Source organism: Enterobacter sp. 200527-13 (assembly GCF_027924865.1).
Lineage (GTDB): Bacteria > Pseudomonadota > Gammaproteobacteria > Enterobacterales > Enterobacteriaceae > Enterobacter > Enterobacter ludwigii.
Genome location: NZ_BSCM01000001.1, coordinates 1,140,895 through 1,167,688 on the forward strand (window position 1 = coordinate 1,140,895; position 26,794 = coordinate 1,167,688).

Here is a 26,794-nt window from a genome sequence, read left to right on the forward strand (position 1 = left end):
ATGAGAATGAGTGTCAAACAGTTACGCGCGTTTTTAGCGGTAGCTCACACTCTGAATTTCGCGCATGCCAGTGAACGGCTGAATCTTTCCCAGCCGGCGCTTAGCCTGACGATCAAGGGTCTGGAGGAGGCGCTGGGGGGACCGCTGTTGCAGCGCAGCACCCGCAAGGTGGCGCTGACGCAGGAGGGGGAGACCTTTTTACCGATGGCGCGACAGCTGCTGGCGGACTGGGATAACGCCGAAGAGGCCATGCATCAGTGCTTTACGCTGCAGCGCGGCAAAATCTCAGTCGCGGCGATGCCGTCATTTGCGGCGAATGTCCTGCCGGAGGTGCTCAAGGCGTTTCGCGATCGCCACGCCGGGATCAACGTCACCGTGCACGATGTTATCAACGAGCAGGTAATTGAAATGGTGCGGGAAGGGCGGGTCGAGATGGGGATCGCGTTTGAACCGGCGCCGACCCATAATCTGCTTTTTACGCCGCTGGGTCTCGATCGATTTGTCGCCATTGTGCCGAAATCGTCCGCTCTGGCAGCCAAAAAACGCCTGTCATGGGAGGCGCTACTGACGCTGGATTTCATTACCCTGCAGCGCCCTTCGGCCGTTCGTCTGATGATGGAAGAAGAACTGGCCCGCAGCGGTCGTAAACTGGATGTGGCGCTGGAGAGCCATCAGCTGGTGACGGTGGGCAGAATGGTCGCCAGCGGCCTGGGCGGCAGTGCGGTCCCGGCACTGTGCGAGGCGCAGATGACCTCGTTAGGCGCGGTCTGTATTCCACTCGATAACCCGCCGATTGAAAAATGCATCGGCGTGATCCACCCCGGGCACACGCAGCTTTCAAAAGCGGCGCATGCCCTGCTTGAGACGCTGAAAGATTTTTATCAGCCCGGTCAGGGGGCGAGAAACACCTGCGGCGAGGCGTGAACCGGATGTGGGCCAACGTATACCTGCGCGCCATACCACCGGGCCAGCGCGTCGGCCTGTAAAACCGTTTCCGGCGTGCCCTGAGAAACCAGCGTGCCGTTATGCAGCAGCAGGATCCGGTCCGCCCACAGCGCTGCCAGATTGAGGTCGTGCAGCACCACGCACACGTGAAAATCGCCCTGACGGGTCAGGGATTTCAACAGCCGCAGCAGATGCTGCTGGTGGTAAAGATCCAGCGCGGAAGTGGGTTCATCGAGAAACAGCCAGCCGCGCGGTCCGCCGTCATGCCAGAGCTGCGCCAGGGCGCGGGCGAGCTGGATCCGTTGTTGCTCGCCACCGGAGAGGGCCGAAAAGTGTCGGTCTGCGAGGGGCAGGCAGCCCGTTATCGCCATTACGGCTTCGACAACCGGGGCTTCCGGGTAGCGCGTCCAGGGCGCGCGGCCCATACCCACCACTGCGTCGACCGGCCAGTCGAACCCGAGCTGCGTATTCTGGCGCATCACTGCCCGGCGGCGTGAGAGCTTTTGCGGGTGCCACGCCTCAAGCGGCGTACCCGCCAGGCTGCATTGCCCGCCTGAAGGCGTGAGATAGCCTGTGAGCAGGCGCAGTAACGTCGATTTTCCGGCACCGTTAGGCCCGATCAACGCCACCATTTCCCCCGGAGATAACGCCAGCGACACGTCGTTGATAAGCGTCCGTTGCCCGACCTGATAAACAAGACGTTCCGCGCAGTAGCGTTCAGCCATGTGCGCCTCCACGACGAAAAATGAGCCACAGGAACCACGGCGCGCCGAAGAGACTGGTCAGTAAACCGACCGGCATTTCAACCGGCGCGACCAGCGTGCGCGCCACCGTATCGGCAACCAGCAGCAGCGACGCCCCGGCCAGTACGGAGCCGGGGATCACGGCCCGGTGATCGGATCCCAGCCACATCCGTATCAGGTGCGGCACCACCAGACCGACAAAACCAATCACCCCGCTGACGGCAACCGCGGCGGCAACCAGTAAGGCGCTGCACAGCAACAGGATCCGCTGTACCGTCGCCACCGCCACGCCAAGGTAGTGCGCTTCTTCTTCACCCAGCTGCAGTAAATTGAGCGCGCAGGCAAGACGCCAGATAATCAGAACGCCTGGCACCATCAGCGAGGTGACGGCCAGCAGCGTAGACCACTGTGCCTGACCCAGGCTGCCCATGCCCCAGAGGGAGAGCTGGCGAAGCTGGGCATCATTGCTGAGCCATGACAGCACGCCGACTGCCGCACCGCACAGGGCATTGAGGGCAATGCCTACCAGTAACAGCCGTGAAAGTGTGCTGTTACGCTGCTGGCTTAGGACGAAAATGACGAAAGTGGCCGCCAGCGCACCCCCAAATGCCGCGATCATGGGAGCGTAAAGCATCATCAGCGCGGGGAGCGAGAGGGGAATAACCACCCACAGCGCCACGGCCAGCGCCGCGCCGCTGCTGATCCCAAGCAGCCCCGGATCCGCCAGCGGATTACGAAAAAGCCCCTGCATTACGCAGCCTGCCAGCGCCAGCGAGCCGCCGGTGACCAGCGCCAGCAGGACCCGGGGGAGACGAATGGTTAGCCAGATCTGACGCAGGGTTTCATCACTGCCGCGCCACAGCAGACTGACCGGCAGATGCAGTGCGCCAGCCCCGGAGGCCGCCAGCGTCATGACCGTCAGGATGGCGGCCAGCATCCACAGCGACAACGCGATCCGTCTGGACATCAGGGCAGTTGCTCCGCCCGGGTGCGCAATTGCTGTATGGCCTGCGGCGTGCGCACGCTAAAGCCCAGCAGCGCCATATCGTCGATGGCCAGCACCTGCCTGTTCCGTCCCGCCGGCGTTTGCGCCAGGCCGGGAAGTGTCCACACATTCGCTTCGCCACCCAATGCCTTTACGCCATCTTGCGAAATCACGACAAGGTCAGGCTGGCTGGCAATCACGCCTTCCTGGGACAGCGGCTGATAACGGGTAAAGCCCTGCATCGCGTTTTGCAAACCCGCTGCGCGAATGGCTGCATCCGCGGCGGTCTGTTGTCCGGCAGCCATCGCGGTCATCCCGCCGTGGTTGAGGATAAACAGCACCCGTTTGTCGAGTGGCGAGGTGGGCAGGGCTGCCAGCGCCTGGCGCAGCGTAGCGCGCAATGCGTCCCCCTGTGCTTCGCGATGCGTCGCTTCGGCAATGACTCGCACCTTGTCGTCAATCACGCTCAGGTCATGACTGCCGGGAACGGTGACGACACTGACCTGACTTTGCTCGACCTGTTTTAACGCCAGCGAGGGCTGTGCCTGAGCACTGGCCAGCACCAGTGTCGGGCGCATGGATAAGATCCCCTCCGCGTTAAGCTGGCGCAAATAGCCGACGTCGGGCAGGGCGTTCGCCGCCTGCGGCCACTGGCTGGTGCTGTCACGGGCAACCAGTGACGATCCCGCGCCAAGGGCATAAACAATCTCAGTCACGTCACCCCCCAGGGCGACAATTTTCTGCGGTGTGGCCGCGAACGTCACCAGCGGCAGGGCGCAGAGCAGGGCGAGCCATTTTTTCATGCGGCCAGCCCTTTTCGGGTCAGGGCGTCGACCTGGCTGCGCCACTGACGCTGCTCTGGTTCACCTTCGCTGCGTTGACCGTACAGTTGAGCGATTTGCGTCCCGTCGGCGGCGAAGAGCTCCAGGCTGGTGACGTGCCCGTCAGCGGTGGGTTTACGCGTCACCCATGTTTCGGCGATGGACGTATCCCGCAGATGCAGGGTAAAGGTTGGGTTGAAGATGTTGAGCCAGCCTTTCATCGGGACGACGTTTTCCACCACGCCGGTAAAGATCTGCACGCAGCCGCGGTTGCCGACGAAGATCATCATTTCATTCCCCTCCAGGCGGACCGTTTCCAGCAGCTGTGCCAGAGCGGTGTTGTCTACCCTGCAGGCCAGATCGTCACCCACCAGACGAAACGCCTGCTGACGGCTCAGATTGTGGCGCTTCAGCAGGCCGAAGAACTGATGCACGTCGGTCATGGCGCGCCACTCCTGATCAACGAGGGCGGCATCAGCCTTTTCGTTGTGGGCAGGGACATCGGCATGCTTCAGCGCCAGTGGCGGATTATCGGCAAAGATAAAGCGCGTAAGCAGGTCGCCCCAGGCAGAAATATCGGTGTTATCGGTCGTGTAAACTTTCAGCAGGGCATCGCCCTGAAGGTCGAAGAACTGAATGCTCTGCCGCTCACCGCGGGCGGTGGTTTCACTGATGTGGAACGCGCTCGCCCACTGGTTGAGAAACAGGCGCAGATCCAGCGCCCGCGGATTCAGTACCAGCCCGGCGTGGCCGCTAAGGTGTTGATGCGTAAACGCGCCCACCTGCTCGTGAACTGCATAGTCGTTACGACAGATGCATTTGGTCTCGCCCACGGCTTCCAGCGCGCCGATGATTTCGCGGATGTCGCCGTGCAGGCGCCAGGCGTCGTGGCCCACGCGGGCGAAGGTCAGCTCTGCTTCGCTGATGTTCATTAAGCCTGCGATGTCACGTGCGTATTGACCTGGATTTTCTTCTTTCAGCGCAAGCCAGCGTGTGTAGTGATTCATTGTCTCTTCCTTTCGAATAAGGGCCCCGGCAGGCCGGGGCGTGGGGATTACCACTGGTAACTCACAAAAATCTTACCGTTGCGTCCGTCCTGAGGAATGCCCTGAGGAGACCAGTACGCCTTGTCGAACGCGTTACCCAGCACCAGCGTCGTGGTTACCCCTTTGAGCTGCTCCTGGCCTTTATAGCTTACGTAGAAATCGTTAACCGCATAGCCCGGCTGTTCGCTGTAGCTACTGCTGATATGGGTTGAGCGATCGACGAAGGTGCCGATCCAGCCCACGGAGAAACCGCTTTGCGCCACCGGGATATCCAGCTTGCTGGTGACGGTATCCGGGTTGATGCTGGAGATATACTCGCCCGTATCGGTATCTTTTCCCCGGGTGCGGTTGTAGGCGACGTCGAGGTTGAACAGGTCGGCCGTGTATTTCGCCATCACGTCCCAGCCCCAGATTTTGGCGTGGGGAACGTTCATGGACATGGTGGTCGCAGCCGCAAAATCGACGCTGGTGGAGATGTAGTCTTTGGCTTTGGTGTCGAAGTAGCTGGCCTTGAATTCCAGCGCATCGTTAGCAAGCATGACGTCGTCAAAGCGCAGTCCGAAGCCAAACTCCTGCGTTTCATTGGTTTCCGGACGCAGGTTCGGGTTCGGCACCCAGTAGTTAGTGTAAAAGCGGCCGATGGAGAAGTGTTTGGCGTCGTTATACATTTCACCCATGGTCGGCGCACGGAAGGCCTGTGCGTAAGAGCCGAACAGCATCAGCCAGTCGGTCGGGCTGACGGTCAGTCCGGCACGGGAGGACCATCTGTCCGCGTTCACATCGTCGTATCCTTCGCTGCTCCCGCGGTAATTATCGTAACGGGTACCGCCGAGAAGCGTGACCGGCAGGTCGCGCAGGGTGATCTCGTCCTGCAGCCAGCCGGAGCTGAAATCGATTTTAGCCTCCGGAAAGCCGGTGGTGGTGCCCCCCGGATGTTGCTCCTGACGGTAGTATTCGCCGCCATAGGTCAGAAGATGTGAGGCAAACGTGTCGCTGAACAGACGGGTGCGGTTTTCCACTTTGCCACCTTTGGTGGTCTGCTTGCGAAACTCGCCGGTGCCGTCAATGTTCTGGGCGTTAATGCGCGCTTCAGACCAGTAGAGTTTCGCATCGGCATTCAGCCAGTCGTTGCCCTGGGGAGCCAGGTGATAGCCCAGCTGAGCGTCTCGCTGAATGGTGGAGCGATCGGTCATGGGATTGCTGCTGGCGTCCGCGGCAGGGGTTTGCGGGTTTTTGGGCTCCTGCGCCGAGTTATTGTAATAGCGCAGGGATCCGCTCAGGGTCTGGGCCGGGTCGATGGCCCAGCGGCCTTTTGCCAGCATGTTGTTGATGGATTCGTCGTTCGGCGCTGTTCCACCGTCGCTCTGGCGCAGATCGCCGCGATCGCGGCTCGACCAGGCAACCAGTCCGTCCAGGGTTTCGGTACGCCCGTAAGCGCTGGCCCCCATGCCCAGACTGTGATCGCCCGTCGCGCCCGTACCAAACACGCGGTAGCCGCTGTTTTTTCCCGGTTCCAGCAGGTCATTTGCATCGGCGGTGTCATACGCGATCACGCCCCCCAGCGCGCCGCTGCCGTACAGTAAGGCTGACGGGCCGCGAACCACTTCGATACGTTTAATCAGGGCCGGGTCGAGGAACGTGCTGTTCAGGTGGCCAGTGTCGGTCCCCTGGCGCACGCCATCCACCAGCACCAGCACGCCGCGACGGTCGTAACCGCGCAGGTTGACGTCCTGACCGTTGGTGCGCCCGGTGCCGTCAAGCATCAGGCCTGGGACGTAGCGTAGCAGGTCGGCGGCCGAGCTGGCGGTCTGGTTTTCCGGGGCCGCGGTGTCAATCACGCTGACCATCATCGGGGCTTCGAAGGCGCTGCGGGCGTTGCCGGTGGCGATAACGGTCATGTCATCTGTGGCCGCAAACGCGACGCCCGGCAGGGCGCTGACAACGGATAGCGCAAGGCAGGACGGGCGCAAAAATGCGGAATGCAGGTGTGGCATAGCAACTCTCCATAAAGAATCGAAAGCGCTGGCTGCCTGGGGATCACCTGGGTGGCTGGCGAAGGTATTGTGGTATTTATTTGGTGAGGATCAGCTTCCCGGCATGGGTCTGGCGCAACAGATAAAGCTGGCCGTCATGCTCGATGATCACGCGTCCCTCGTCCCCCAGCAGGCTTTTACTGTCGATCCGACGATCGGTGCGCGCTGGGGCAGGTACTGTGTGTGTGTTTTCGGGCGTTGCCGCGTTGTTATCCGTACGTGACATAATGTTTATAAATAACAATCAATGTAACAATGATAATCATTATCAACAAAGTGAAAATTCACGGCAAGCGTTTTTGTGAAAAAACTGTGATGGGATCAAAACAGAAGAGGATGTGGCTGTGCGCGAACGTAGACCCTCTCCCGCAGGAGAGGGTAAGGCAAGGACTAAAAACGTGAATCGACCGCTGCCGCCAGTTTCTCCAGCAGCAGTTCGCTGTCTTCCCAGCTCAGGCACGGGTCGGTGATCGACTGGCCGTAAACCATTGGCTGTCCGGCTACGATTTTTTGCGTGCCTTCCCGGATAAAACTTTCGGCCATAATGCCCGCGATGGCGGTTGAACCGCTGACGATCTGCTGGCAGATCTCATCACACACATCCAGCTGGCGGCGATGCTGTTTCTGGCAATTGCCGTGGCTGAAATCCACCACCAGGTGTTCCGGCAGGTCGAACTCGGCCAGCGTTTCACACGCCGCAGCAATATCTTGCGCGTGGTAATTAGGCTTTTTCCCGCCACGCATGATGATATGCCCGTATGGGTTGCCGCTGGTCTGATAAATGGTCATCTGACCGCGCTTATCCGGCGACAGGAACATATGGCTGGCACGCGATGCGCGGATCGCGTCAACGGCAATTCGCGTGTTGCCATCGGTACCGTTTTTAAAACCAACCGGGCAGGAGAGGGCAGAGGCCATCTCACGGTGGATCTGGCTTTCCGTGGTGCGCGCACCGATAGCGCCCCAGCTGATGAGATCGGCGATAAACTGTCCGGTCACCATATCGAGAAACTCGGTGGCCGTCGGTACGCCCAGCTCATTGACCTGCAAAAGCAGTTTACGCGCCAGCTCAATACCATAATTAACACGGTAGCTGCCGTTCAGGTCCGGGTCGGAAATCAGCCCTTTCCAGCCCACGACGGTGCGCGGTTTTTCAAAGTAGGTGCGCATGACAATTTCAAGGCGATGCTGGTACTTGTCCCGCAGTCCCTGAAGCCGTTTTGCGTAATCCATTGCGGCATCCAGATCGTGGATGGAGCAAGGGCCAATCACCACCAGAAGACGTTTGTCTTCGCCATTTAGGATTTTTTCAATGCGACGGCGGGATGCCGTGACATGTTCCGCTACACCCGCGGAAACAGGATGCCGCTGTGCCAGTTCAGCCGGTGTGACCAGGCTGTCAATGCGCGCAGTGCGGAGTTCATCGGTTTTATTCATGAAATGTCTCAGAAAAATTTTTGCTTCATCGGCAGACTACCGGGAAGTGATGGGCATCACCTTAAACCAATCCCTGCTGAATTCAAGTTCGGCGCGTCTGCGCGCCGAGGATGTGGTGATGATACCCGATTCTGAGTTATTGTACTAGCATGTTAGTACATGCGTCGGTTGAGTCCCATGATATCGAGGATTTTGGTGGCGATCTCTTCTACCGAATAGTTAGTGCTGTTTAGCCACGGGATCTGGTTTTTGCGGTACAGCGCTTCCACCTCGGAAACCTCCATTCGACACTGGCGCATTGAGGCGTAGCGGCTGTTCTCACGGCGTTCTTCACGTATTGCCGCCAGCCGTTCCGGGTTGATGGTCAGGCCAAACAGCTTGTGCTGGAGCGGCTTAAGGGCGGCTGGCAGCACCAGATTGTCCATGTCGTCAGCAATAAAGGGGTAGTTGGCGGCGCGGATACCGAACTGCATCGCCAGGTAAAGGCTGGTCGGGGTTTTCCCGCAACGCGAGACGCCCAGCAGTATCACCTGCGCCTGGTCGAGGTTACGCAGCGAAATACCGTCGTCGTGCGCCAGGGTGTAATCAATGGCGGCGATACGCGCATCGTATTTGGTCAGGTTGCCGGGGTTCAGCCCGTGCGTTCGGTGGGCGATAGGCGTCGGGTCGAGTTTCAGTTCGCTCTGCAGCGGGGCCACCAGCGCCTGGACGATATCCTGACAGAACCCTTCACTTTGCAAAATAATCGCGCGAATTTCAGGGATCACGATGGAGTAGAAGACCAGCGGGCGGACCCCCGTCTGCTGGAAGATGGCGTCAATCTGGTCCTTCACCGCCTTTGCACGGCTCTCATTTTCCACAAACGGCAGCGTGATGCTGTTAATCGAAACGGGGAACTGCGACATCACCGCATGTCCCAGCACTTCGGCGGTAATCGCCGTACCATCAGAAATATAAAAAACGTGGCGATCGACAGCATTATCCATTTTACCCACCCTGAATATCGTACGTAATTGTCTGAAAGCATAAATTAAAAAAGTAAATTACACAGCAAAGAACTTATCCTAATTATAAATGAAACGGTGTTTTTGATTTTCCTGAAAAGTGGATTTCATTTTTCAATTAGCGACTTTATTTTTAGGGTTTTTGGCTGAATATATAGGAATCATCGGGTTAGCGGATGGTGGGAAAGTATCCGAAAAGTTGAAAATTTAAATTGCTTACACGATTCACCGTTTTTTTAGCGGAAATAATTATGCCAGTATAAATACGTAGTCAGGTGTTTCTTACTCCGATCAAATATCACAAAAGGATTGTTTCGATGTCCAACAATGGCTCGTCACCGCTGGTGCTTTGGTATAACCAACTCGGCATGAATGATGTAGACAGAGTTGGGGGCAAAAATGCCTCCCTGGGTGAAATGATTACAAATCTGTCGGGTATGGGTGTCTCCGTACCGAACGGGTTTGCCACAACCGCCGATGCCTTTAACCTGTTTTTAGACCAGAGCGGTGTAAACCAGCGCATTTATGACCTGCTGGATAAAACGGATATTGATGATGTGACCGAGCTTGCGAAAGCCGGTGCCCAAATCCGCCAGTGGATTATCGACACACCTTTCCAGCCGGAACTGGAAAAAGCCATTCACGAAGCCTACAACCAGCTCTCTGCGGATGATGCTCAGGCGTCGTTTGCCGTGCGTTCTTCTGCCACCGCGGAAGATATGCCCGATGCGTCATTCGCCGGACAGCAGGAAACCTTCCTTAACGTCCAGGGTTATGACGCCGTGCTGGTGGCGGTGAAGCACGTCTTCGCGTCCCTGTTCAATGACCGCGCCATCTCTTACCGCGTGCACCAGGGCTATGACCATCGCGGCGTGGCGCTTTCTGCTGGCGTACAGCGCATGGTGCGCTCCGACGTGGGCTCTTCCGGCGTGATGTTCTCCATCGACACCGAATCCGGCTTCGACCAGGTGGTGTTCATCACCTCGGCGTGGGGTCTGGGTGAGATGGTAGTACAGGGCGCAGTGAACCCTGACGAATTCTACGTTCATAAGCCGACGCTGGCCGCAAACCGTCCGGCGGTCGTTCGCCGCACGATAGGCTCGAAAAAAATCCGCATGATCTATGCCCCGACGCAGGAGCATGGCAAGCAGGTTAAGATTGAAGACGTACCGCAGGAAATGCGTGACCGTTTCTCCCTGATCGATGCAGAAGTGCAGGAGCTGGCGAAACAGGCGGTACAGATCGAAAAACACTATGGCCGTCCGATGGATATCGAATGGGCCAAAGATGGCAACACCGGCAAGCTGTTTATCGTGCAGGCGCGTCCGGAAACTGTCCGCTCCCGCGGTCAGGTGATGGAGCGTTATACCCTGCACGCACAGGGCAAAATCGTGGCGGAAGGCCGCGCGATTGGTCATCGCATCGGTGCCGGTCCTGTCAAAGTGATCCATGACATCAGCGAGATGAACCGCATTCAGCCAGGCGACGTGCTGGTGACCGACATGACCGACCCGGACTGGGAACCGATCATGAAGAAAGCAGCGGCCATCGTCACCAATCGCGGTGGCCGTACCTGCCACGCGGCAATCATCGCCCGTGAGCTGGGGATCCCTGCCGTTGTCGGTTGCGGTGACGCGACCGAACGCATGAAGGACGATCAGAAAGTGACCGTCTCCTGTGCGGAAGGCGATACCGGTTACGTGTATGCCGATATTCTCGACTTCAGCGTGAAGAGTTCAAGCGTCGATACCATGCCGGATCTGCCGCTGAAGATCATGATGAACGTTGGTAACCCGGATCGTGCGTTTGACTTTGCCTGCCTGCCGAACGAAGGCGTTGGCCTGGCGCGTCTGGAATTTATCATCAACCGTATGATTGGTGTTCACCCGCGCGCGCTGCTGGAATTTGACGACCAGGACGCGAAGCTGCAGAACGAAATCCGCGAGATGATGAAAGGTTACGACTCGCCAAAAGAGTTCTACGTCGGTCGTCTGACCGAGGGGATCGCCACGCTGGGCGCGGCGTTTTATCCGAAGCGCGTGATCGTGCGTCTGTCCGACTTTAAGTCAAACGAATACGCGAATCTGGTGGGGGGTGAGCGTTACGAGCCAGAAGAAGAGAACCCAATGCTCGGCTTCCGTGGCGCCGGACGTTATGTTTCTGACAGCTTCCGTGCCTGCTTCGCGCTGGAATGTGATGCCGTGAAGCGCGTGCGCAACGACATGGGACTGACCAACGTTGAGATCATGATCCCGTTCGTGCGTACCGTGGATCAGGCAAAAGCGGTGGTGGAGGAGCTGGCACGTCAGGGTCTGAAGCGCGGCGAAAACGGGCTGAAGATTATCATGATGTGTGAAATTCCGTCCAACGCCCTGCTGGCTGAGCAGTTCCTGGAGCACTTTGACGGCTTCTCTATTGGCTCGAACGACATGACGCAGCTGACGCTCGGTCTTGACCGTGACTCCGGCGTGGTCTCTGAACTGTTTGATGAGCGTAACGAGGCGGTGAAAGCGCTGCTGTCGATGTCCATCCGCGCGGCGAAGAAACAGGGTAAATATGTCGGGATTTGCGGTCAGGGTCCGTCTGACCATGAAGACTTTGCCGCATGGCTGATGGAAGAGGGGATTGACAGCCTGTCCCTGAACCCGGACACCGTGGTGCAAACCTGGCTGAGCCTGGCCGAACTCAACAAGTAACGCCATCAGCACCAGAAAAAGGCGAGGATATATTCCTCGCCTTTTTTTATTTCATGCCTTATTTGCTCCCCATCACAAATAAAGTAAAAAACCAAATATCATAATTTGTCTGTTAATTTAGACAATTGTTAGCGCGCAAAGCGTTGCTAATACTTGAGCCTTAGCGCGCATTTCCCTCGCTGATGCGCAACTGGTTGAAATACGTTTTAACCTGATAAAAAGGCAAATAACAATGACAATCTCCTCTGTATTTCGTACCAAAGATAAAATAGGTTATGGCTTAGGTGATATGGCCAGTGCGCTGGTCTGGCAAACGGCAACCTTATTTCTCGCCTATTTCTATACGGATGTTTTCGGTTTGCCAGCGGCCATCATGGGAACCATGTTTTTAGTGGTGCGCGTGGTGGATGCTTTTGTCGACCCCTGCATTGGCGCGCTGGTCGACCGCACCCAGACGCGGCACGGTCGCTTTCGTCCCTGGCTATTGTGGTTTGCCATCCCATTTGGCGTAAGCTGCCTTATCACCTTCTATGTACCGGACGTCGGGCCGACGGCGAAAATCGTGTATGCCTGCGTCACTTACGCCATCTTAAGCCTTATTTATTCCGCGATTAACGTCCCGTATTGCGCCATGCCCGGGGCGCTGACGCTGGATCCGCGTGAGCGTCACTCGCTGCAGTCCTGGCGCTTCGGCCTGTCGTTCATCGGCGGGTTGATTGTGACGGTGATCGCCTTACCGCTGGTCTCGCTGTTAGGCCAGGGCAACGTTCAGAAAGGCTATTTCTATGCCATGAGCATGATGGGCCTGCTGGGTATTATTCTCTTCTTCTGCTGTTTCCTGATGACCCGCGAGCGTTATTCCCCGCGCAATGACACCTCGGGTTCGATGATCGGCGATTTAAAACTGCTGGCCGGAAATAGCCAGTGGCGAATTGTTTTCTTGTTTAATATTTTGCTGTTAACCGCAGTGGTGACGCGTGGTTCTGCCACCATGTATTACGTGAAATATGTGCTTCTGCGCCCGGAGCTGGTATTTGCCTTTATTGTTTCCGGGATGGTGGCGTCCTTAACGGGGGCATTATTATCTGAACGTCTGTTGGGGAAATTTGACCGCGTCCGTGCCTATCAGTGGACCATTATTTCCTTCGTGATTTTCGGCGCGCTGATTTTCTTCCTGCCGCCTTCGCAGATCTGGCTGATTTTTGGCCTCAACATTATCTTTAGCTTTATTCAGAACCTGACCACGCCGCTGCAGTGGACCATGTTCTCTGATGTGGTCGATTATGAGGAGCATCGCAGCGGTCGTCGTCTGGATGGTCTGGTCTTTTCTACCGCGCTGTTTGCCATCAAATTTGGTCTGGCGCTGGGCGGGGCGGTGGTCGGTTGGGTTCTCGGGATGGTGGATTATGCGCCCGGTCAGGCAACCCAGGCACCGCACGTGCTCTCTACCATTAATGCGCTCTTCACCCTCATCCCCTGCGTGCTGTTCCTCTGTATGGTCGCGCTGCTGACCATTTACAAACTCAACAGCAAGCTCGTCAATTCCATCGCCCGCGAGCTGGCCAGCAAACGCGAGGTGCGAGACGAGACAGGACAACTCACCCCGGCCACCCATTCCGCAATACAGGAGTAACACATGACTGCGATTTATAAGGACGCGGGACGTCCCGTGCATGAACGCGTCGCCGACCTACTGGCCCGCATGACCCCGGAAGAGAAGTTCGCCCAGATGCATGCCTACTGGTTGATCCTCGATGAAAACGGTAACCACCGCGAACGCAGCGATCTGAGCGATGAATTCGCGGGCGTGAGCGAACAGGCTGCGCTTAGCGAACGGCTGAAACTGGGTGTGGGACAGATTACGCGTCCACTGGGCACCCATATTGTTGATGCGAAAACAGGCGTGCGTGCCGCTAACCGCCTGCAGCGCATGATGATGGAAGAGACGCGCCTCGGTATTCCGGCGCTGTTCCATGAAGAGTGCCTGGTGGGGCTGTTGTGCAAAGATGCCACGCTGTTCCCGTCGTCGCTGAACTACGGTTCGACCTGGGATCCGCAGCTGGTGCAGCGTGCGGCAGAACAGATTGGCAAAGAAGCACGCTCTGTTGGCTGCCAGCAGGGGCTGGCCCCGGTGCTGGATGTCTCTCGCGACGTTCGCTGGGGACGCACCGAAGAGACCTTCGGAGAAGACCCGTGGCTGGTGGGGGTGATGGCCACGGCATACGTAAAGGGTTTGCAGGGCGATAAGCGCGATCTTCTGGCAACGCTCAAACATTATGTGGGCCACTCCTTCAGCGAAGGGGCACGCAACCACGCGCCGGTGCATCTGGGCTTTAGCGAACTGAACGACACCTTCCTGCTGCCGTTTGAGATGGCGGTGAAGCTGGCCAATGCCGGTTCGGTGATGCCTGCCTATCACGATATCGATAACCAGCCCGGACACAGCGACCACTTCCTGATGACAACCGTGCTGCGTGAACAGTGGGGGTTCGATGGGATCATCGTTGCGGACTACGGCGGCGTGAGCCTGCTGCACCAGCATCATGGCATCTCGCACGATGCCGCCGAATCTGCAGCGCTGGCCTTCAATGCCGGGCTGGATGTCGAACTACCAAAAGATGACTGCGCGCGTCATCTGGCACAAGCCGTTGAGCGCGGACTGATTTCCATGGCGAAAGTCGATGAAATAGTGGCACGCGTCCTGACCGAAAAATTCCGTCTTGGCTTGTTTGAAAAACCGTATGCCGATGAACAGGGCATCGATTTGCAAAATGAGGCAACGCGTCAGGTTGCAAGGGAAGTGGCGACCCGTTCGCTGACGCTGCTTGAGAATAACGGCATTTTGCCCCTCGGCGGCAACCCTCGCGTGGCGGTCGTCGGGCCAACGGCAGACGATCCGCTGGCGCTCCTCAGCGGTTACAGTTTTCCGGTGCACTTAATTATTAGCGACATGGTGGAAGAGACCTCGCAGGTCACGACACCGCGCGCGGCGCTCGAGCAGTATCTGGGGGCCTCGCGGGTACGTTATGCCAAAGGCTGTCACATTATCGAAAAACGGATGGCGGGTGCGCCGGTGTTTCCGGGTGACAGCGGCGGTAAACCCATGCAGCAATCTCCGGTTTCGCAGCGTACCGACCTGATCCCTGAAGCCGTGAAAGCCGCACAGGAGAGTGACGTGGTGGTGGCCTGCGTTGGCGATCTCGCCGGGCTGTTCCAGAGCGGAACCGTCGGGGAGGGCTCTGATACCGACTCTCTGAATCTGCCGGGCGTACAGCAACAATTGCTGGCTGCGCTGGTGGCCACCGGCAAGCCGGTTATCGTGGTCATGACCGGCGGGAGGCCTTACAACCTTCAGGGGCTGGAAGATAACGTCGCCGCGCTGATGATGGCCTGGGCGCCAGGGCAGGAGGGCGGCTGGGCGATTGCGGATGTATTAACGGGCCGCGCTGAACCGCAGGGACGTCTGGTGGTCAGCATGCCGAAAAGCGCGGGAGCAATGCCCTATTACTACAACCACAAGCTCAAAAGTGGCGGCACACCGTTCGCTTTCCATTTCGGCTCCCGCTATCCCTTTGGCTTCGGTCTCGGCTGGACGCAGTTTAGCTGGGGAGCGGCGCGCGTGGCTGAACCCCGCGTTCCGATCGACGGCGAGGTGGTCGTAAGCCTGGATATCACCAATAGCGGTGAGCGCAGCGGCAGCGAGGTGGTACAGGTCTATGTGCGGGATAACGTCGCCACGCAGGTGCGGCCCCTGCAGGAGTTGAAGGCGTTCCAGCGCGTCACGCTCTCACCGGGTGAAACCGCCACGCTCACCTTTACGTTGCCCGTTGAGATGTTCAACTTTACCCGTCGTGACGGCAAACGGATCGTCGAGCCGGGTGAATTTGAGCTGCAGATTGGTGCATCGTCGGCGGATATTCGCGAGGTGGTGACGGTCAATGTGACCGGGGAAACCCGTGTATTGTCAACGGAATGGCGGATGCTCAGCACCTGTGACGTCAGCCGCGCGTAATCAGGATAAAAAAAAGCCCATCGTGGGAGATGGGCAAAGACTACACACAGCAATTCGTTGTTTCACTCAGGGGATTTCCATGCTTATAAATCAAGGTGTTGATTTATAACCGTGTCCTAATAGTAGGCATGTCAGCTTTTAGCGTCGATCAGATTCGTCTCAATAGTTAAAGAGACGTAAAGATTTCTTGAGGTTAATAGGGGACTTAGAGCCATAATAGCGGGTCTGACCAGTGCGCAACGAATAAATACTTTAGCAGCGTTTAAGTATTAAAGGGGAATATGTAGGCCGGGTACGCGACTGCGTTACCCGGCCTGTCCATTACTGCTTGTTCTTATCTTCGAGCTCTTCCAGTTCGCTCAAAATCACGTCCGGGTCCGTTCCCGGTGGTGGGATTTCGTGCACCCAGGCGGAGAACAGACGCCAGGTTACGGCCAGAAGCACCGGGCCAATAAACAGACCAATCATCCCAAAGGCAATCAATCCACCAATGACGCCTGAGAGAATAAGGATCAGCGGCAGGTCTGCGCCCATGCGAATAAGGATGGGACGAATAACGTTATCCATGGTGCCGACCACGCAGCTCCAGACCAGCAGAACGGTGCCCCACGTGGTATCGCCGGTCCAGTACAGCCAGATAATGCTGGGTACCAGCACCAGCAACGGACCCAGTTGCGCAAGGCAGGTCATCAGCATGACCACGGTGAAGACGGTGGCGTACGGCACGCCAGAAATCGCAAGACCAATACCGCCCAGCACCGCCTGAACCAGCGCCGTTACCACGACGCCAAGCGCAACCGCGCGCACGGCCTGCGCCGCCAGCAGAACCGCGGCATCACCCCGTTTGCCCGCCAGGCGAGTGGCAAAATGACGCACGCCTAAAGCCACCTGCTCACCGCGCCAGTACAGCAGGGCGCTAAAGACCAGCATCAGCGTACAGTGCATCATAAAGCGGCCAATGTGCGCCGCCTGACCCACAAACCAGGTGGTAGTGGTGCCAATATACGGGCGCACTTTCGCCATCAGCGCGCTGCCACCCATCTCCAGCAGGCCATGCCAGCCGCTGTAAAGTTTTGCGCCAACAACCGGAATGCTGTTAAGCCAGGCGAGATCCGGCGGCGTCAGATCGCCACTGGTCACGGCGCGAATCACCGGGCCGCTGGAGTCGACAAGGCTGTTGACCAGCAGCGCAACGGGAATAATGAACAGCAGGAACAACAGCAACGTCATCACCAGGACCGCCAGCCCGCGACGTCCGAAGAGCAGTTTCTGCAACCGTAAGAGTAAAGGCCAGGTGGCAACCACAACGGTTGCAGCCCAGGCGAAGCCGAGAATGAAGGGTTGAACGATCCACAAACACGCAATAATCATGAGGGCCAGGAACAGCACCGACAGCAAAATTTGCGCAACATCCCTGGGCTGGCGAAGATTGACCATAAATGAAACTTTCCTTAATTGAACACCAGCGTGGCTGGCGGGAACGGAAAACCGCGATTCTCTAATCATTAATGATTTCAGCGATTTTTGACAGGCGAATTCTGCCTGTAATTCTGCAGAGCGTATAAGAAAAAAATGTGATAAAACTTTTACGATACACGCAAACGATTTCACACCTCTAATTAGGGTCGACAGTAATGATCCCACAGATTTCTCAGGCACCTGGCGTCGTTCAGCTGGTGCTTAATTTTTTGCAGGCACTGGAGCAACAGGGTTTTACAGGGGATACCGCCACACATTATGCCGACAGGCTGACAATGGCGACCGACAACAGTATCTACCAGCTTCTTCCCGATGCAGTCGTGTTTCCACGTTCAACGGCCGATGTGGCGCTTATTGCGCGACTGGCAACGCAGGAGCGATTTACCTCGCTGGTGTTCACGCCACGCGGCGGCGGCACCGGCACCAATGGTCAGGCGCTGAACCAGGGCATCATCATTGATATGTCGCGCTATATGAACCGCATCATTGAGATCAATCCCGAAGAAGGATGGGTGCGTGTCGAAGCGGGCGTCATCAAAGATCAGCTTAACCAGTACCTCAAGCCTTATGGTTACTTCTTTGCCCCCGAGCTCTCAACCAGCAACCGTGCGACAATCGGTGGGATGATTAACACCGATGCCTCCGGGCAGGGGTCGCTGGTCTACGGTAAAACCTCCGATCACGTTCTTGGCGTGCGTGCGGTGCTGCTGGGCGGCGATATCCTGGATACCCAGCCGATGCCGGTCGAACTGGCGGAAACGCTGGGTAAAGACAACACGGCCAACGGGCGGATTTACCGCACCGTGCTTGAGCGCTGTCGCGATAACCGCCAGCTGATCCTCGACAAATTCCCTAAACTGAACCGCTTCTTAACCGGCTACGATCTGCGTCATGTCTTTAACGATGACCTGACGCAGTTTGATTTAACCCGCGTGCTGACCGGCTCCGAAGGGACGCTGGCATTTATTACCGAGGCGCGGCTGGACATTACGCCGCTGCCGAAAGTGCGTCGGCTGGTGAACGTCAAATACAACTCCTTCGATTCTGCCCTGCGAAATGCACCCTTTATGGTTGACGCGCGGGCGCTGTCGGTGGAAACCGTCGACTCTAAAGTGCTTAATCTGGCTCGGGAAGACATCGTCTGGCACTCGGTGAGTGAGCTTATCACCGATGTACCTGATAAAGAGATGTTGGGTCTCAACATCGTTGAATTTGCCGGCGATGACGAAGCGCTGATTGAAAGCCAGGTCACCACGCTCTGTCAGCGGCTGGACGAACTGATTGCAGCAGGTGAAGGTGGGGTGATTGGCTGGCAGCTTTGCAGCGAACTCTCCGGCATTGAGCGTATTTACGCGATGCGTAAAAAAGCGGTGGGGCTGCTGGGCAACGCGAAGGGGGCGGCCAAACCGATTCCCTTTGCTGAAGACACCTGCGTCCCGCCTGAGCATCTGGCGGATTACATCGTTGAATTCCGCGCCCTGCTGGACAGCCACGGTCTGAGCTACGGCATGTTCGGCCACGTGGATGCCGGGGTGCTGCATGTGCGTCCTGCGCTGGACATGTGCGATCCGCAGCAGGAGATCCTGATGAAGCAGATCTCCGACGATGTGGTGGCGTTGACCGCGAAATATGGCGGCCTGCTCTGGGGAGAACACGGGAAAGGGTTCCGCGCGGAGTACAGCCCGGCGTTCTTCGGTGAAGCGCTCTACGCTGAACTGCGTAAGGTCAAAGCGGCATTCGATCCGGATAACCGTCTCAACCCAGGTAAAATTTGCCCGCCAGAGGGCGTCGATGCCCCAATGCTGCAGGTGGACGCCGTCAAGCGCGGCACCTATGACAGACAAATCCCGATTGCGGTGCGCGCCTCCTGGCGCGGTGCAATGGAATGTAACGGTAACGGTCTGTGTTTCAACTTCGACGTGAAAAGCCCAATGTGTCCGTCGATGAAAATTACCAGTAACCGCATTCACTCGCCCAAAGGCCGCGCAACGCTGGTCCGCGAATGGCTGCGTCTGCTGGCCGACCGCGGGGTTGATCCGCTGAAGCTGGAACAGGAATTACCGGAAAAACGCGCCAGTCTGCGCTCGCTGATTGAACGTACCCGCAACAGCTGGCATGCGAACAAAGGCGAGTATGATTTCTCCCACGAGGTGAAGGAGGCCATGTCCGGCTGCCTGGCCTGTAAAGCCTGCTCAACCCAGTGTCCGATCAAGATTGATGTGCCGGAGTTTCGCTCACGCTTCCTGCAGCTTTACCATACCCGCTATCTGCGTCCAATGCGTGACCATCTGGTGGCGACGGTGGAGAGCTATGCCCCGCTGATGGCGCGTGCGCCGAAGACCTTTAACTTCTTCATCAATCAGCCGCTGGTGCGAAAGCTTTCCGAAAAACATATCGGGATGGTGGACCTGCCGCTGCTGTCAGTCCCTTCGCTACAGCGTCAGCTCGTGGGGCACCGTTCGGCGAATATGACGCTGGAGCAGCTTGAGGCGCTGACCCCTGAGCAGAAAGCCAATGTGGTGCTGGTGGTGCAGGATCCGTTTACCAGTTACTACGATGCCCAGGTGGTAGCCGATTTTATCCGTCTGGTAGAAAAACTGGGCTATCAGCCGGTGGTACTGCCGTTCTCACCAAACGGCAAAGCGCAGCACATTAAAGGTTTCCTTACCCGTTTTGCGAAAACGGCGCGGAAAACCGCTGACTTCCTCAACCGGGTGGCGCAGCTAGGGATGCCGATGGTCGGTGTCGATCCGGCGCTGGTGCTCTGCTACCGCGATGAGTATAAGCAGACGCTGGGGGAGCAACGCGGTGATTTCCACGTCATGCTGGTGCACGAGTGGCTGCCGGCGGCGCTGCAACAGGCGACCGTGAAGGATGTGAGCGGTGAATCGTGGTATCTGTTCGGCCACTGCACGGAAGTGACGGCACTGCCGGGCGCCCCGGCGCAGTGGGCTTCTATCTTTGCCCGCTTCGGGGCGAAGCTTGAGAGCGTCAACGTGGGCTGCTGCGGCATGGCAGGTACCTACGGGCACGAAGTGAAAAACCACGCGAACTCGCTCGGTATCTATGAGTTGTCATGGCATCAGGCGATGCAGCGTTTGCCGAGGAACCGCTGTCTGGCCACGGGCTACTCCTGCCGAAGCCAGGTGAAACGGGTTGAAGGGAACGGGGTGCGACACCCATTACAGGCCTTACTGGAGATAATTGGATGATCTGGAAACGAGCCGTGACGCTGCAGGCGCTGAATGCCATGGGCGAGGGGAATATGGTAGGGCTGCTGGACATTCAGTTCACGCGTATTGGCGAGGATGAACTGGAGGCCACGATGCCTGTCGATCATCGCACGCATCAGCCGTTTGGTTTATTGCACGGCGGCGCATCCGTCGTGCTGGCCGAAACCCTGGGGTCCGTGGCGGGTTATCTTTGCACCGAAGGGGAGCAAAAGGTCGTCGGGCTGGAGGTGAACGCGAACCATATTCGCTCGGTGCGAAGTGGACGGGTGCGTGGCGTTTGTCGCGCGCTACACGCCGGTAGCCGCCATCAGGTGTGGCAGATTGACATTCTTGACGAGCAGGATCGGCTCTGCTGCTCGTCGCGACTGACGACGGCGGTCGTGTAAAGTTTTCAGATGTTTTGCCTTTGGTCAAAAACTAGCCAGCCTCTTATGATATACTGGTCAGGTTTTGTACATAAGCGAGGACATCATGGATACTGAAATAACCCCAACACAGCTGGCAATTGAATATTTACGTCGTGATAAAAGCAACCTGTCTCCGGCGCAGTACCTGAAAAAGCTGAAACAGCTTGAACTGGAGTTCACAGATTTGCTGGCGCTCTCTTCAAATGAGCTTAAAGAAGAGATCTACTTTGCCTGGCGGTTGGGCGTTCACGTCCATTGATCGTGACAGTAAAAAAAGGCCGCGTCAGCGGTCTTTTTTGTTTCTCACGTTCAGTACCGGGCAGGCAGTTTATTGATTTTAACGAGCCTGCCATCTTCTATCTCAATGAACCCGCCTGTTTTCAAATCCGCCAGAATACGCATTACCCCACTGCGCGACAGCTGGGTTTTTTCGCGAATATACCGCTCTGCGGTGATGGCGTTGCGATAACTCTCATCTTCATCCATCAGCTTTATCAATTGCTGGCGAATCATCTCATAGGCCGTGGGCGCGCCCTGAGGCATCACATTATTGTATAGCCGGTTATAAACAAACATCAGGTGCCTAGACAACAACCCCCATAACCCATTCTCTTTGATAACGGCTTCCACCTGAGCGGTGGTAAGCATACCCGTCAGGCAGGGGGTCACGGTTTTAAGATAATCATTGAAGTAGATGTCTGTCAGATTGGCGAGGCCAAAAAGCGCCGGGCTACGTGCGGTGGTGAGCATCATGTTGTCGCTTCTGCGGTAGATAGCAACGGTGCCTTCGAGGATCAAATAGCACACGCTCTGGCCATTAACCTGGAGATCCAGCTGTTCGCCGGGAGCAACATTGCGCGTGGTACAGTAGGGTTGCAGGAATGAAATCAGTTCTCGCGCGTAAGGAGAACCACGATGCGTTTTTTCAGTAGAGGACATAACCTATAACCCGTAGCGATAACCCCCCTGATTATAGCGTTACTCCTTATCGTAAACACGAGGCCAATCAGTATTTACGTGGTAAATGACGGATTTCCAGCAGCACGCCACGCTCCATCGTGATGTACTTACCGGTACGCAGTTCCGCGAGAATACGCATAATCCCACTGCGTGAAAGGTAGGTTCGACTCTTGATATACGCTGCTGCCGTGATGTTTTTCCGTACGGCATCTGGCTCCTGCATCAGTTCGACCAGCTGAAACCGGATAATGTCATAGGCTGACATCTGCGATATTTGCGCGCAGTGCTCGTATACCCGGGAGGCGGTATAGATGAGTAGCTTTGAAAAATGTTCCCATAAGTTTTTTTCCGCCACGATCTTATTAAAATTATCCAGAGAGACATGCGCTATTTCTGAGGTTTCAAGCGCTCTGACGTACAGATGTTCAGAGGAGAACTGGCTGCTGACACCCAGAATAAAAGGTGAGGACTCTGAGTTTAAAACAATACCATCGCCACGACGATGCAGCGCAACGCTGCCGTGTAACAGCAAAAAACAGAGGCGAACATCATTATTGTGATACTGAATAATTTCGCCTTTCGCGAGAATATGCCTTTCCGTAAAAGGCAGCACAGTACTGATTAACTTATCAATATGGGCATACGGCTTTAAATCCAGTACGGTAGATTTTACATCGGTGAGGACCGCTGTCATTCGCGTGTTCATAAGGTGCTCCACTGCTTTCATTGCGATCATGGGTGACCGGCGTAGAGAATTATCTTAAAAAACAGCGACTACGGGAATATGCAGTACAGGTCTAAAAGTAGACTTTCAATATTATCCTGACTAACATTTTGAATTTAATGATCTTAACACTCCGGTCTATTAATAGACTGCCCGTTATATGCATAAGGCATTCCTTATTTACAATGTTTTATTTTTGTTAATTACGGGTCTACGGAAAGACTCCGAAAATGATTGTCGACGTCAGTGGAGTTGTATAAATTTTATTTCATCGACAGCAAGTCATATGCGTCTTCAGACGTTTAATGAAATAAAGTTATTTCATTTTTTTTTCGCTGCTGTCTGTAAAAGGCAAAACATTAAGCGGGTGAAAAAACCGACGCGTCTTTTTGTCTGAATGTTAATAATAAATAAAGTGATACAGGATATAGCATGATGAAAAAAACACTTCTTCTGGCAACGATCGCAGCAGGTTCCGTACTGACAATGGCCAATGCGTTTGCCGCTGCAGGTACCGTTAATTTTAACGGAAATATTCTGGATTCTGCCTGTGATGTTGATGTGGCATCGCAGAACCAGGTGGTTGTACTTGGGGATTATTATAAAACAGAGTTTACCGCGACGGGGGCGAGAACCGCGGCAACGAAATTCGATATTATTTTGAAAAACTGTCCGGTCTCGGTCACGAATGCCAAAGTGCGCTTTGACGGTACTCCGGATGCGTCTAATAGCAATCTTCTGGCGATTGACACCTCCGTGGCGGGGGCTGCAACGGGCGTGGCGATCAACCTGATGACCGCGGATAAAGCCGACCTGCCTCTGCATGGCAGCAATGGTTACACCTACATGCTCAGCAGCTCCGCAGACAACACGCTCAATTTCTATGCCCAGTATATTTCGACCACGGCCAGCGTCACGGCAGGCCCGGCGAATTCTGTCGCCAACTTCTCGGTGGTTTATAACTAGCTCTTTTGCCTGAACGTCGGGGCCGCCCCGGCCCCCAATTTTATGAGGAACAGAATGTATTTTTTCAGAACCCCTTTACTGGCAACAGCGTTGTTATCTCTGATGCTGTCAACGGCTCATGCCGGCGTCATTATTGGTGGTACGCGCATTATTTTTGATGGCGCTAAAAAGGAAACGTCACTCAGTGTGAATAACCCTGATGGTACGCCGTATTTAATTCAGTCATGGATCGACGTGCAGGAAGGGGCGTCAGGCAAGGTGCCTTTTATTATTACGCCGCCTTTGTATCGTCTGGATGGCGGGCAAAAAAACGTTGAGCGCATCGTGATGACGGGGGCACTGCCTCAGGATCGGGAAAGTTTATTTTGGCTGAATATTAAAGCGATTCCGTCTGCCTCAACGCAGATGAACGCATTACAAATTGCGGTTAAAACGCGTATCAAACTGATTTATCGGCCCGCTGAGCTGCACGCGTCCACGCCTGACGAACAGGCCAGTCAATTACGCTGGCGCAGAACCGGGAATGAACTTCAGGTTAATAACCCGACCGCGTATGTCATCAATTTTAATGAAATCACCCTTGGGGGTAAAAAAATCGATGACGTGTCGTATGTCTTACCCGGTGGCTCAGTCCGTTTCACGTTACCGCAGGGGGCCAGCGGCAGTGTATTGACGTTTAAAGTGATTAATGACTTCGGCAGCCCTGGGGGCGCGCATCAGGCAACCTTATAACCGGTGAAACGCGGGCATTGCCTGTCATAAATGAGTTAAAAGCGATGGCAATACACTATTTTCGGGCTCGACCTGCACCCCTGGCGACAGTGATCGGATTAATACTTGCAGGTTCATCGCAGGCGCTTTTTGCCGGTGAGACATTTAATGCCGAACTGGTTGAACTTGATAATCCAGGAAGGGGGAGAACCGATTTATCGGCATTTGAATCCGGATCGCAGGCACCCGGCACCTATCACGTCAATATTGTTCTTGATGACCAGCTAATGGCGACCCGCGATATCACCTTTACTGCAGTAAAAGACGAAAAGGGCAATGACGTCCTCCGGCCGTGCCTGAGTCTTGACCAGTTAAAACAGTGGGGCGTGAGAACCACGCTTTTCCCGCAGCTGGCGGCGAACAACGGTGAATGCGCAAACCTTCAGGCGATCCCGCAGGCCAGCAGCGATTTTCAGTTTGGCGCACAGCGGCTGGTGATCAGCATTCCTCAGGCCGCCATCGACCTGCCAGCCAGGGACGCGGTTCCGCCAGAGATGTGGGATGAGGGGATTAATGCCGCCATGCTTAATTACAGTCTGAGCGGCGCAAACGCGTGGGCGAAGAACACTCGCGGCAGCCAGAATGATAGCCAGTACGCCAACCTGCGCCCCGGGGTCAATATCGGGCCGTGGCGCTTACGTAATTACACCACCTGGTCACGGGATTCCACCGGTGAGGATCGGTGGGACAACGTGTATACCTATGCGCAGCGCGCCGTCATTCCGCTGAAAGCACAGCTGATTATCGGGGACAGTACCGCACCGGCGGATGTATTCGACAGTATGCCATTTCGCGGCGGTCAGCTGGCCTCGGATGATGACATGCTGCCGGACTCTCTTAAAGGTTATGCGCCCGTGGTCCGCGGCATCGCGCGAACCAATGCGCAGGTGGTGGTCCGCCAGAATGGTTATCAAATTTATCAGAGCTACGTGGCGCCAGGCGCGTTTGAAATCTCGGACATGTATCCCACCGGCGGCGCAGGCGATCTGGATGTGACCATCAAAGAGGCTGACGGGAGTGAGCAGCATTTCACGCTGCCTTATGCCTCGCTGCCGGTCCTGCAGCGGGAAGGACGACTGAAGTATGCGGTGACGGCCGGGCAGTATCGCGCCTACAACAGCCGCGTGGAGAAAACGTCTTTTGGTCAAATCACCGGTATTTATGGGATTCAGCACGGCATCACCCTTTACGGTGGGATGCAGGGGTCTGATAAATACCGTTCAGTGGCGTTTGGCATCGGTAAAAACATGGGGGATATCGGCGCGATCTCTGCCGACGTGACCCAGGCCTGGTCAACGCCGAATAACACCGACAAAACATCCGGTCAGTCCTTGCGCGCGCGTTACAGCAAAAATATGGCGAAGACCGGGACAAACTTTTCAATTGCGGGATACCGATATTCAACCCGTGGCTATTACGGGATGCAGGACGTGCTGGATTCCTACGGCGACAGCAGCGCTCTGCAGGACCGGCGGCGTAACCGTGCTGAACTGACCATGAGCCAGGCGCTGGGCGGCGCGCTGGGTTCACTGACGCTCAGCGCCGCACGCGAAGATTACTGGAATTCTGGTCAGGCGATGGCCTCCTGGAGCGTGGGCTACAACAATGACTGGAACAACGTCAGTTACGGTTTGACCTGGACCTACAGCAAGAATGGACGCGGGAGCGCACAAAACGCGGACCACGATCGGTTGCTGGCCTTTAACGTCAGCGTACCGTTGGACAAATTCTTGCCGCGTACCTGGGCTAACTATGGCATGAACGCCAGTAAGCACAACGGCACGACGCACGTGGTCGGGCTGAACGGCGTGTCTCTGGAAAACAGTGCCCTGAACTGGAACGTGCAGCAAGGTTATGGCACACAGGGCACGGGAAATACCGGCAACCTGAACGGCGACTATAAAGGCACCTATGGCGAAATTGTCGCGGGCTACAGCTACGACAAACACAGCGAGCGCCTGAATTACGGGTTGCAGGGGGGCGTCATTGCTCACCGTGACGGCATCACGCTTTCGCAGCCGCTCGGTGAAACCAATATCCTGGTGAAAGCGCCGGGTACACACGGTGTTGATATTCGCAATCAACCCGGGGTTCGTACGGATTACCGCGGGTATACGGTGGTTAACAATCTGTCGGTATACCGAAAAAACGACATCACTCTTGAGCCGGAAACTATGCCGGATGACGTGGAACTTGAGATTAATACGCGCACCGTAACACCGACCCGCGGGGCGATAGTGGAAGCCGATTATGTGTCTAAAATCGGGCGCCGGGTGCTAATGACCCTGTCCGACGGGCAGTATGCCGTTCCGTTTGGTGCGGTCGTCACGCTCAAAGGCGACAGCAACAGCAGCTTTATTGTGGGCGACCGTGGTCAGGTCTACTTAACGGGACTGCCCGGACAGGGAGAAATCGTGGCTACCTGGGGAAATCAACCCGGTCAGCAGTGCCGCGCACAGTTTAGCCTGCCTGCACAACCCACCTACGGCGGAATAACCGACGTTAACGCGCTTTGCCGCCAGGAAGGTTAAA

The 26,794-nt window shown here is 56.2% G+C and carries 21 protein-coding genes and 1 other RNA gene; 10 read left to right on the plus strand and 12 right to left on the minus strand.

The window, feature by feature from the left end:
- The gene (locus tag QMG44_RS05420) at positions 1-924 is read left to right on the plus strand and encodes a LysR family transcriptional regulator (RefSeq protein ID WP_020884395.1); all 924 of its coding nucleotides are present in this window, start codon (positions 1-3) and stop codon (positions 922-924) included.
- Here the strand turns inward: QMG44_RS05420 and QMG44_RS05425 are convergent.
- The 8 genes from QMG44_RS05425 to ppsR all read right to left on the minus strand — a co-directional run bounded on the left by QMG44_RS05425 (position 891) and on the right by ppsR (position 8,996).
- Entirely contained in the window at positions 891-1,670 is a 780-nt protein-coding gene (locus QMG44_RS05425; RefSeq protein ID WP_020884394.1) for a heme ABC transporter ATP-binding protein, read from the minus strand. The genes QMG44_RS05420 and QMG44_RS05425 overlap by 34 nt on opposite strands.
- On the minus strand, positions 1,663-2,655 hold the full coding sequence (locus QMG44_RS05430; RefSeq protein ID WP_086532646.1) for an iron ABC transporter permease: 993 nt from the start codon (positions 2,653-2,655) through the stop codon (positions 1,663-1,665). Before QMG44_RS05430 ends, QMG44_RS05425 begins: the two co-directional genes overlap by 8 nt.
- On the minus strand, positions 2,655-3,476 hold the full coding sequence (locus tag QMG44_RS05435) for a hemin ABC transporter substrate-binding protein (protein WP_086532645.1): 822 nt from the start codon (positions 3,474-3,476) through the stop codon (positions 2,655-2,657). The genes QMG44_RS05430 and QMG44_RS05435 overlap by 1 nt, the downstream gene beginning before the upstream one ends.
- Positions 3,473-4,501 carry a hemin-degrading factor gene (locus QMG44_RS05440; RefSeq protein ID WP_059305555.1) on the minus strand — a complete coding sequence of 343 codons (1,029 nt, stop codon included), beginning with the start codon at positions 4,499-4,501 and terminating at the stop codon, positions 3,473-3,475. Before QMG44_RS05440 ends, QMG44_RS05435 begins: the two co-directional genes overlap by 4 nt.
- Positions 4,502-4,548: 47 nt before the next feature.
- Entirely contained in the window at positions 4,549-6,534 is a 1,986-nt protein-coding gene (locus tag QMG44_RS05445) for a TonB-dependent hemoglobin/transferrin/lactoferrin family receptor (RefSeq protein WP_086532644.1), read from the minus strand.
- 76 nt (positions 6,535-6,610) lie between these two features.
- On the minus strand, positions 6,611-6,799 hold the full coding sequence (gene hemP, locus QMG44_RS05450; protein ID WP_041162553.1) for a hemin uptake protein HemP: 189 nt from the start codon (positions 6,797-6,799) through the stop codon (positions 6,611-6,613).
- A gap of 164 nt (positions 6,800-6,963) precedes the next feature.
- On the minus strand, positions 6,964-8,010 hold the full coding sequence (gene aroH, locus QMG44_RS05455; protein WP_025204385.1) for a 3-deoxy-7-phosphoheptulonate synthase AroH: 1,047 nt from the start codon (positions 8,008-8,010) through the stop codon (positions 6,964-6,966).
- A 152-nt stretch (positions 8,011-8,162) separates the two neighbouring features.
- Positions 8,163-8,996 carry a posphoenolpyruvate synthetase regulatory kinase/phosphorylase PpsR gene (ppsR, locus tag QMG44_RS05460; protein WP_020884387.1) on the minus strand — a complete coding sequence of 278 codons (834 nt, stop codon included), beginning with the start codon at positions 8,994-8,996 and terminating at the stop codon, positions 8,163-8,165.
- 335 nt (positions 8,997-9,331) lie between these two features.
- On the opposite strand from ppsR, the gene ppsA reads away from it, so the two are divergent.
- From ppsA to QMG44_RS05475, 3 genes are all read left to right on the plus strand, one after another.
- The gene (ppsA, locus tag QMG44_RS05465) at positions 9,332-11,710 is read left to right on the plus strand and encodes a phosphoenolpyruvate synthase (protein ID WP_086532643.1); all 2,379 of its coding nucleotides are present in this window, start codon (positions 9,332-9,334) and stop codon (positions 11,708-11,710) included.
- Between the two features lie 232 nt (positions 11,711-11,942).
- Positions 11,943-13,343: an MFS transporter gene (locus QMG44_RS05470; protein WP_086532642.1), complete on the plus strand. Its 1,401-nt coding sequence runs from the start codon at positions 11,943-11,945 to the stop codon at positions 13,341-13,343.
- 3 nt (positions 13,344-13,346) lie between these two features.
- Positions 13,347-15,722 (plus strand): glycoside hydrolase family 3 N-terminal domain-containing protein, encoded by a 2,376-nt coding sequence (locus tag QMG44_RS05475; RefSeq protein ID WP_086532641.1) that lies wholly within the window; start codon positions 13,347-13,349, stop codon positions 15,720-15,722.
- A gap of 5 nt (positions 15,723-15,727) precedes the next feature.
- Here the strand turns inward: QMG44_RS05475 and rprA are convergent.
- Both rprA and ydiK read right to left on the minus strand, forming a co-directional pair.
- Positions 15,728-15,835: antisense sRNA RprA (rprA, locus tag QMG44_RS05480), an RNA gene on the minus strand.
- A 208-nt stretch (positions 15,836-16,043) separates the two neighbouring features.
- The gene (gene ydiK / locus QMG44_RS05485) at positions 16,044-17,159 is read right to left on the minus strand and encodes an AI-2E family transporter YdiK (RefSeq protein WP_020884383.1); all 1,116 of its coding nucleotides are present in this window, start codon (positions 17,157-17,159) and stop codon (positions 16,044-16,046) included.
- A 197-nt stretch (positions 17,160-17,356) separates the two neighbouring features.
- On the opposite strand from ydiK, the gene QMG44_RS05490 reads away from it, so the two are divergent.
- The 3 genes from QMG44_RS05490 (at position 17,357) to QMG44_RS05500 (ending at position 21,100) form a co-directional block, all read left to right on the plus strand.
- Positions 17,357-20,413 (plus strand): FAD-binding and (Fe-S)-binding domain-containing protein, encoded by a 3,057-nt coding sequence (locus QMG44_RS05490; RefSeq protein ID WP_032677991.1) that lies wholly within the window; start codon positions 17,357-17,359, stop codon positions 20,411-20,413.
- Positions 20,410-20,820 carry a 1,4-dihydroxy-2-naphthoyl-CoA hydrolase gene (gene menI / locus QMG44_RS05495; RefSeq protein ID WP_020884381.1) on the plus strand — a complete coding sequence of 137 codons (411 nt, stop codon included), beginning with the start codon at positions 20,410-20,412 and terminating at the stop codon, positions 20,818-20,820. Before QMG44_RS05490 ends, menI begins: the two co-directional genes overlap by 4 nt.
- Positions 20,821-20,905: 85 nt before the next feature.
- Complete coding sequence (locus tag QMG44_RS05500; RefSeq protein WP_003857766.1) at positions 20,906-21,100, plus strand: YdiH family protein; 195 nt, start codon at positions 20,906-20,908, stop codon at positions 21,098-21,100.
- 50 nt (positions 21,101-21,150) lie between these two features.
- On the opposite strand, the gene QMG44_RS05505 is transcribed toward QMG44_RS05500, so the two are convergent.
- Positions 21,151-21,780 (minus strand): winged helix-turn-helix transcriptional regulator, encoded by a 630-nt coding sequence (locus QMG44_RS05505; protein WP_086532640.1) that lies wholly within the window; start codon positions 21,778-21,780, stop codon positions 21,151-21,153.
- 67 nt (positions 21,781-21,847) lie between these two features.
- The gene (locus tag QMG44_RS05510; RefSeq protein ID WP_025204381.1) at positions 21,848-22,507 is read right to left on the minus strand and encodes a winged helix-turn-helix transcriptional regulator; all 660 of its coding nucleotides are present in this window, start codon (positions 22,505-22,507) and stop codon (positions 21,848-21,850) included.
- A 453-nt stretch (positions 22,508-22,960) separates the two neighbouring features.
- Between QMG44_RS05510 and QMG44_RS05515 the strand changes: the two genes are divergently transcribed.
- From QMG44_RS05515 to QMG44_RS05525, 3 genes are read left to right on the plus strand one after another with little or no spacing between them, the layout of a single operon-like run.
- Complete coding sequence (locus QMG44_RS05515; protein ID WP_020884377.1) at positions 22,961-23,491, plus strand: fimbrial protein; 531 nt, start codon at positions 22,961-22,963, stop codon at positions 23,489-23,491.
- A 54-nt stretch (positions 23,492-23,545) separates the two neighbouring features.
- Complete coding sequence (locus QMG44_RS05520; RefSeq protein WP_020884376.1) at positions 23,546-24,223, plus strand: molecular chaperone; 678 nt, start codon at positions 23,546-23,548, stop codon at positions 24,221-24,223.
- 44 nt (positions 24,224-24,267) lie between these two features.
- Positions 24,268-26,793, plus strand: a complete 2,526-nt coding sequence (locus QMG44_RS05525) for a fimbria/pilus outer membrane usher protein (protein WP_086532639.1) — start codon at positions 24,268-24,270, stop codon at positions 26,791-26,793.
- Position 26,794: the final 1 nt, after the last annotated feature.

Coding starts and splice junctions, on each gene's coding strand:
- QMG44_RS05475 (WP_086532641.1), top strand. CDS start 13,347: ATGACTGCGATTTATAAGGACGCGGGACGTCCCGTGCATGAACGCGTC.
- QMG44_RS05420 (WP_020884395.1), top strand. CDS start 1: ATGAGAATGAGTGTCAAACAGTTACGCGCGTTTTTAGCGGTAGCTCAC.
- QMG44_RS05515 (WP_020884377.1), top strand. CDS start 22,961: ATGAAAAAAACACTTCTTCTGGCAACGATCGCAGCAGGTTCCGTACTG.
- QMG44_RS05525 (WP_086532639.1), top strand. CDS start 24,268: ATGGCAATACACTATTTTCGGGCTCGACCTGCACCCCTGGCGACAGTG.
- ydiK (WP_020884383.1), bottom strand. CDS start 17,159: ATGGTCAATCTTCGCCAGCCCAGGGATGTTGCGCAAATTTTGCTGTCG.
- QMG44_RS05500 (WP_003857766.1), top strand. CDS start 20,906: ATGGATACTGAAATAACCCCAACACAGCTGGCAATTGAATATTTACGT.
- aroH (WP_025204385.1), bottom strand. CDS start 8,010: ATGAATAAAACCGATGAACTCCGCACTGCGCGCATTGACAGCCTGGTC.
- QMG44_RS05435 (WP_086532645.1), bottom strand. CDS start 3,476: ATGAAAAAATGGCTCGCCCTGCTCTGCGCCCTGCCGCTGGTGACGTTC.
- QMG44_RS05510 (WP_025204381.1), bottom strand. CDS start 22,507: ATGAACACGCGAATGACAGCGGTCCTCACCGATGTAAAATCTACCGTA.
- QMG44_RS05505 (WP_086532640.1), bottom strand. CDS start 21,780: ATGTCCTCTACTGAAAAAACGCATCGTGGTTCTCCTTACGCGCGAGAA.
- ppsR (WP_020884387.1), bottom strand. CDS start 8,996: ATGGATAATGCTGTCGATCGCCACGTTTTTTATATTTCTGATGGTACG.
- QMG44_RS05425 (WP_020884394.1), bottom strand. CDS start 1,670: ATGGCTGAACGCTACTGCGCGGAACGTCTTGTTTATCAGGTCGGGCAA.
- QMG44_RS05490 (WP_032677991.1), top strand. CDS start 17,357: ATGATCCCACAGATTTCTCAGGCACCTGGCGTCGTTCAGCTGGTGCTT.
- menI (WP_020884381.1), top strand. CDS start 20,410: ATGATCTGGAAACGAGCCGTGACGCTGCAGGCGCTGAATGCCATGGGC.
- QMG44_RS05440 (WP_059305555.1), bottom strand. CDS start 4,501: ATGAATCACTACACACGCTGGCTTGCGCTGAAAGAAGAAAATCCAGGT.
- hemP (WP_041162553.1), bottom strand. CDS start 6,799: ATGTCACGTACGGATAACAACGCGGCAACGCCCGAAAACACACACACA.
- ppsA (WP_086532643.1), top strand. CDS start 9,332: ATGTCCAACAATGGCTCGTCACCGCTGGTGCTTTGGTATAACCAACTC.
- QMG44_RS05445 (WP_086532644.1), bottom strand. CDS start 6,534: ATGCCACACCTGCATTCCGCATTTTTGCGCCCGTCCTGCCTTGCGCTA.
- QMG44_RS05470 (WP_086532642.1), top strand. CDS start 11,943: ATGACAATCTCCTCTGTATTTCGTACCAAAGATAAAATAGGTTATGGC.
- QMG44_RS05520 (WP_020884376.1), top strand. CDS start 23,546: ATGTATTTTTTCAGAACCCCTTTACTGGCAACAGCGTTGTTATCTCTG.
- QMG44_RS05430 (WP_086532646.1), bottom strand. CDS start 2,655: ATGTCCAGACGGATCGCGTTGTCGCTGTGGATGCTGGCCGCCATCCTG.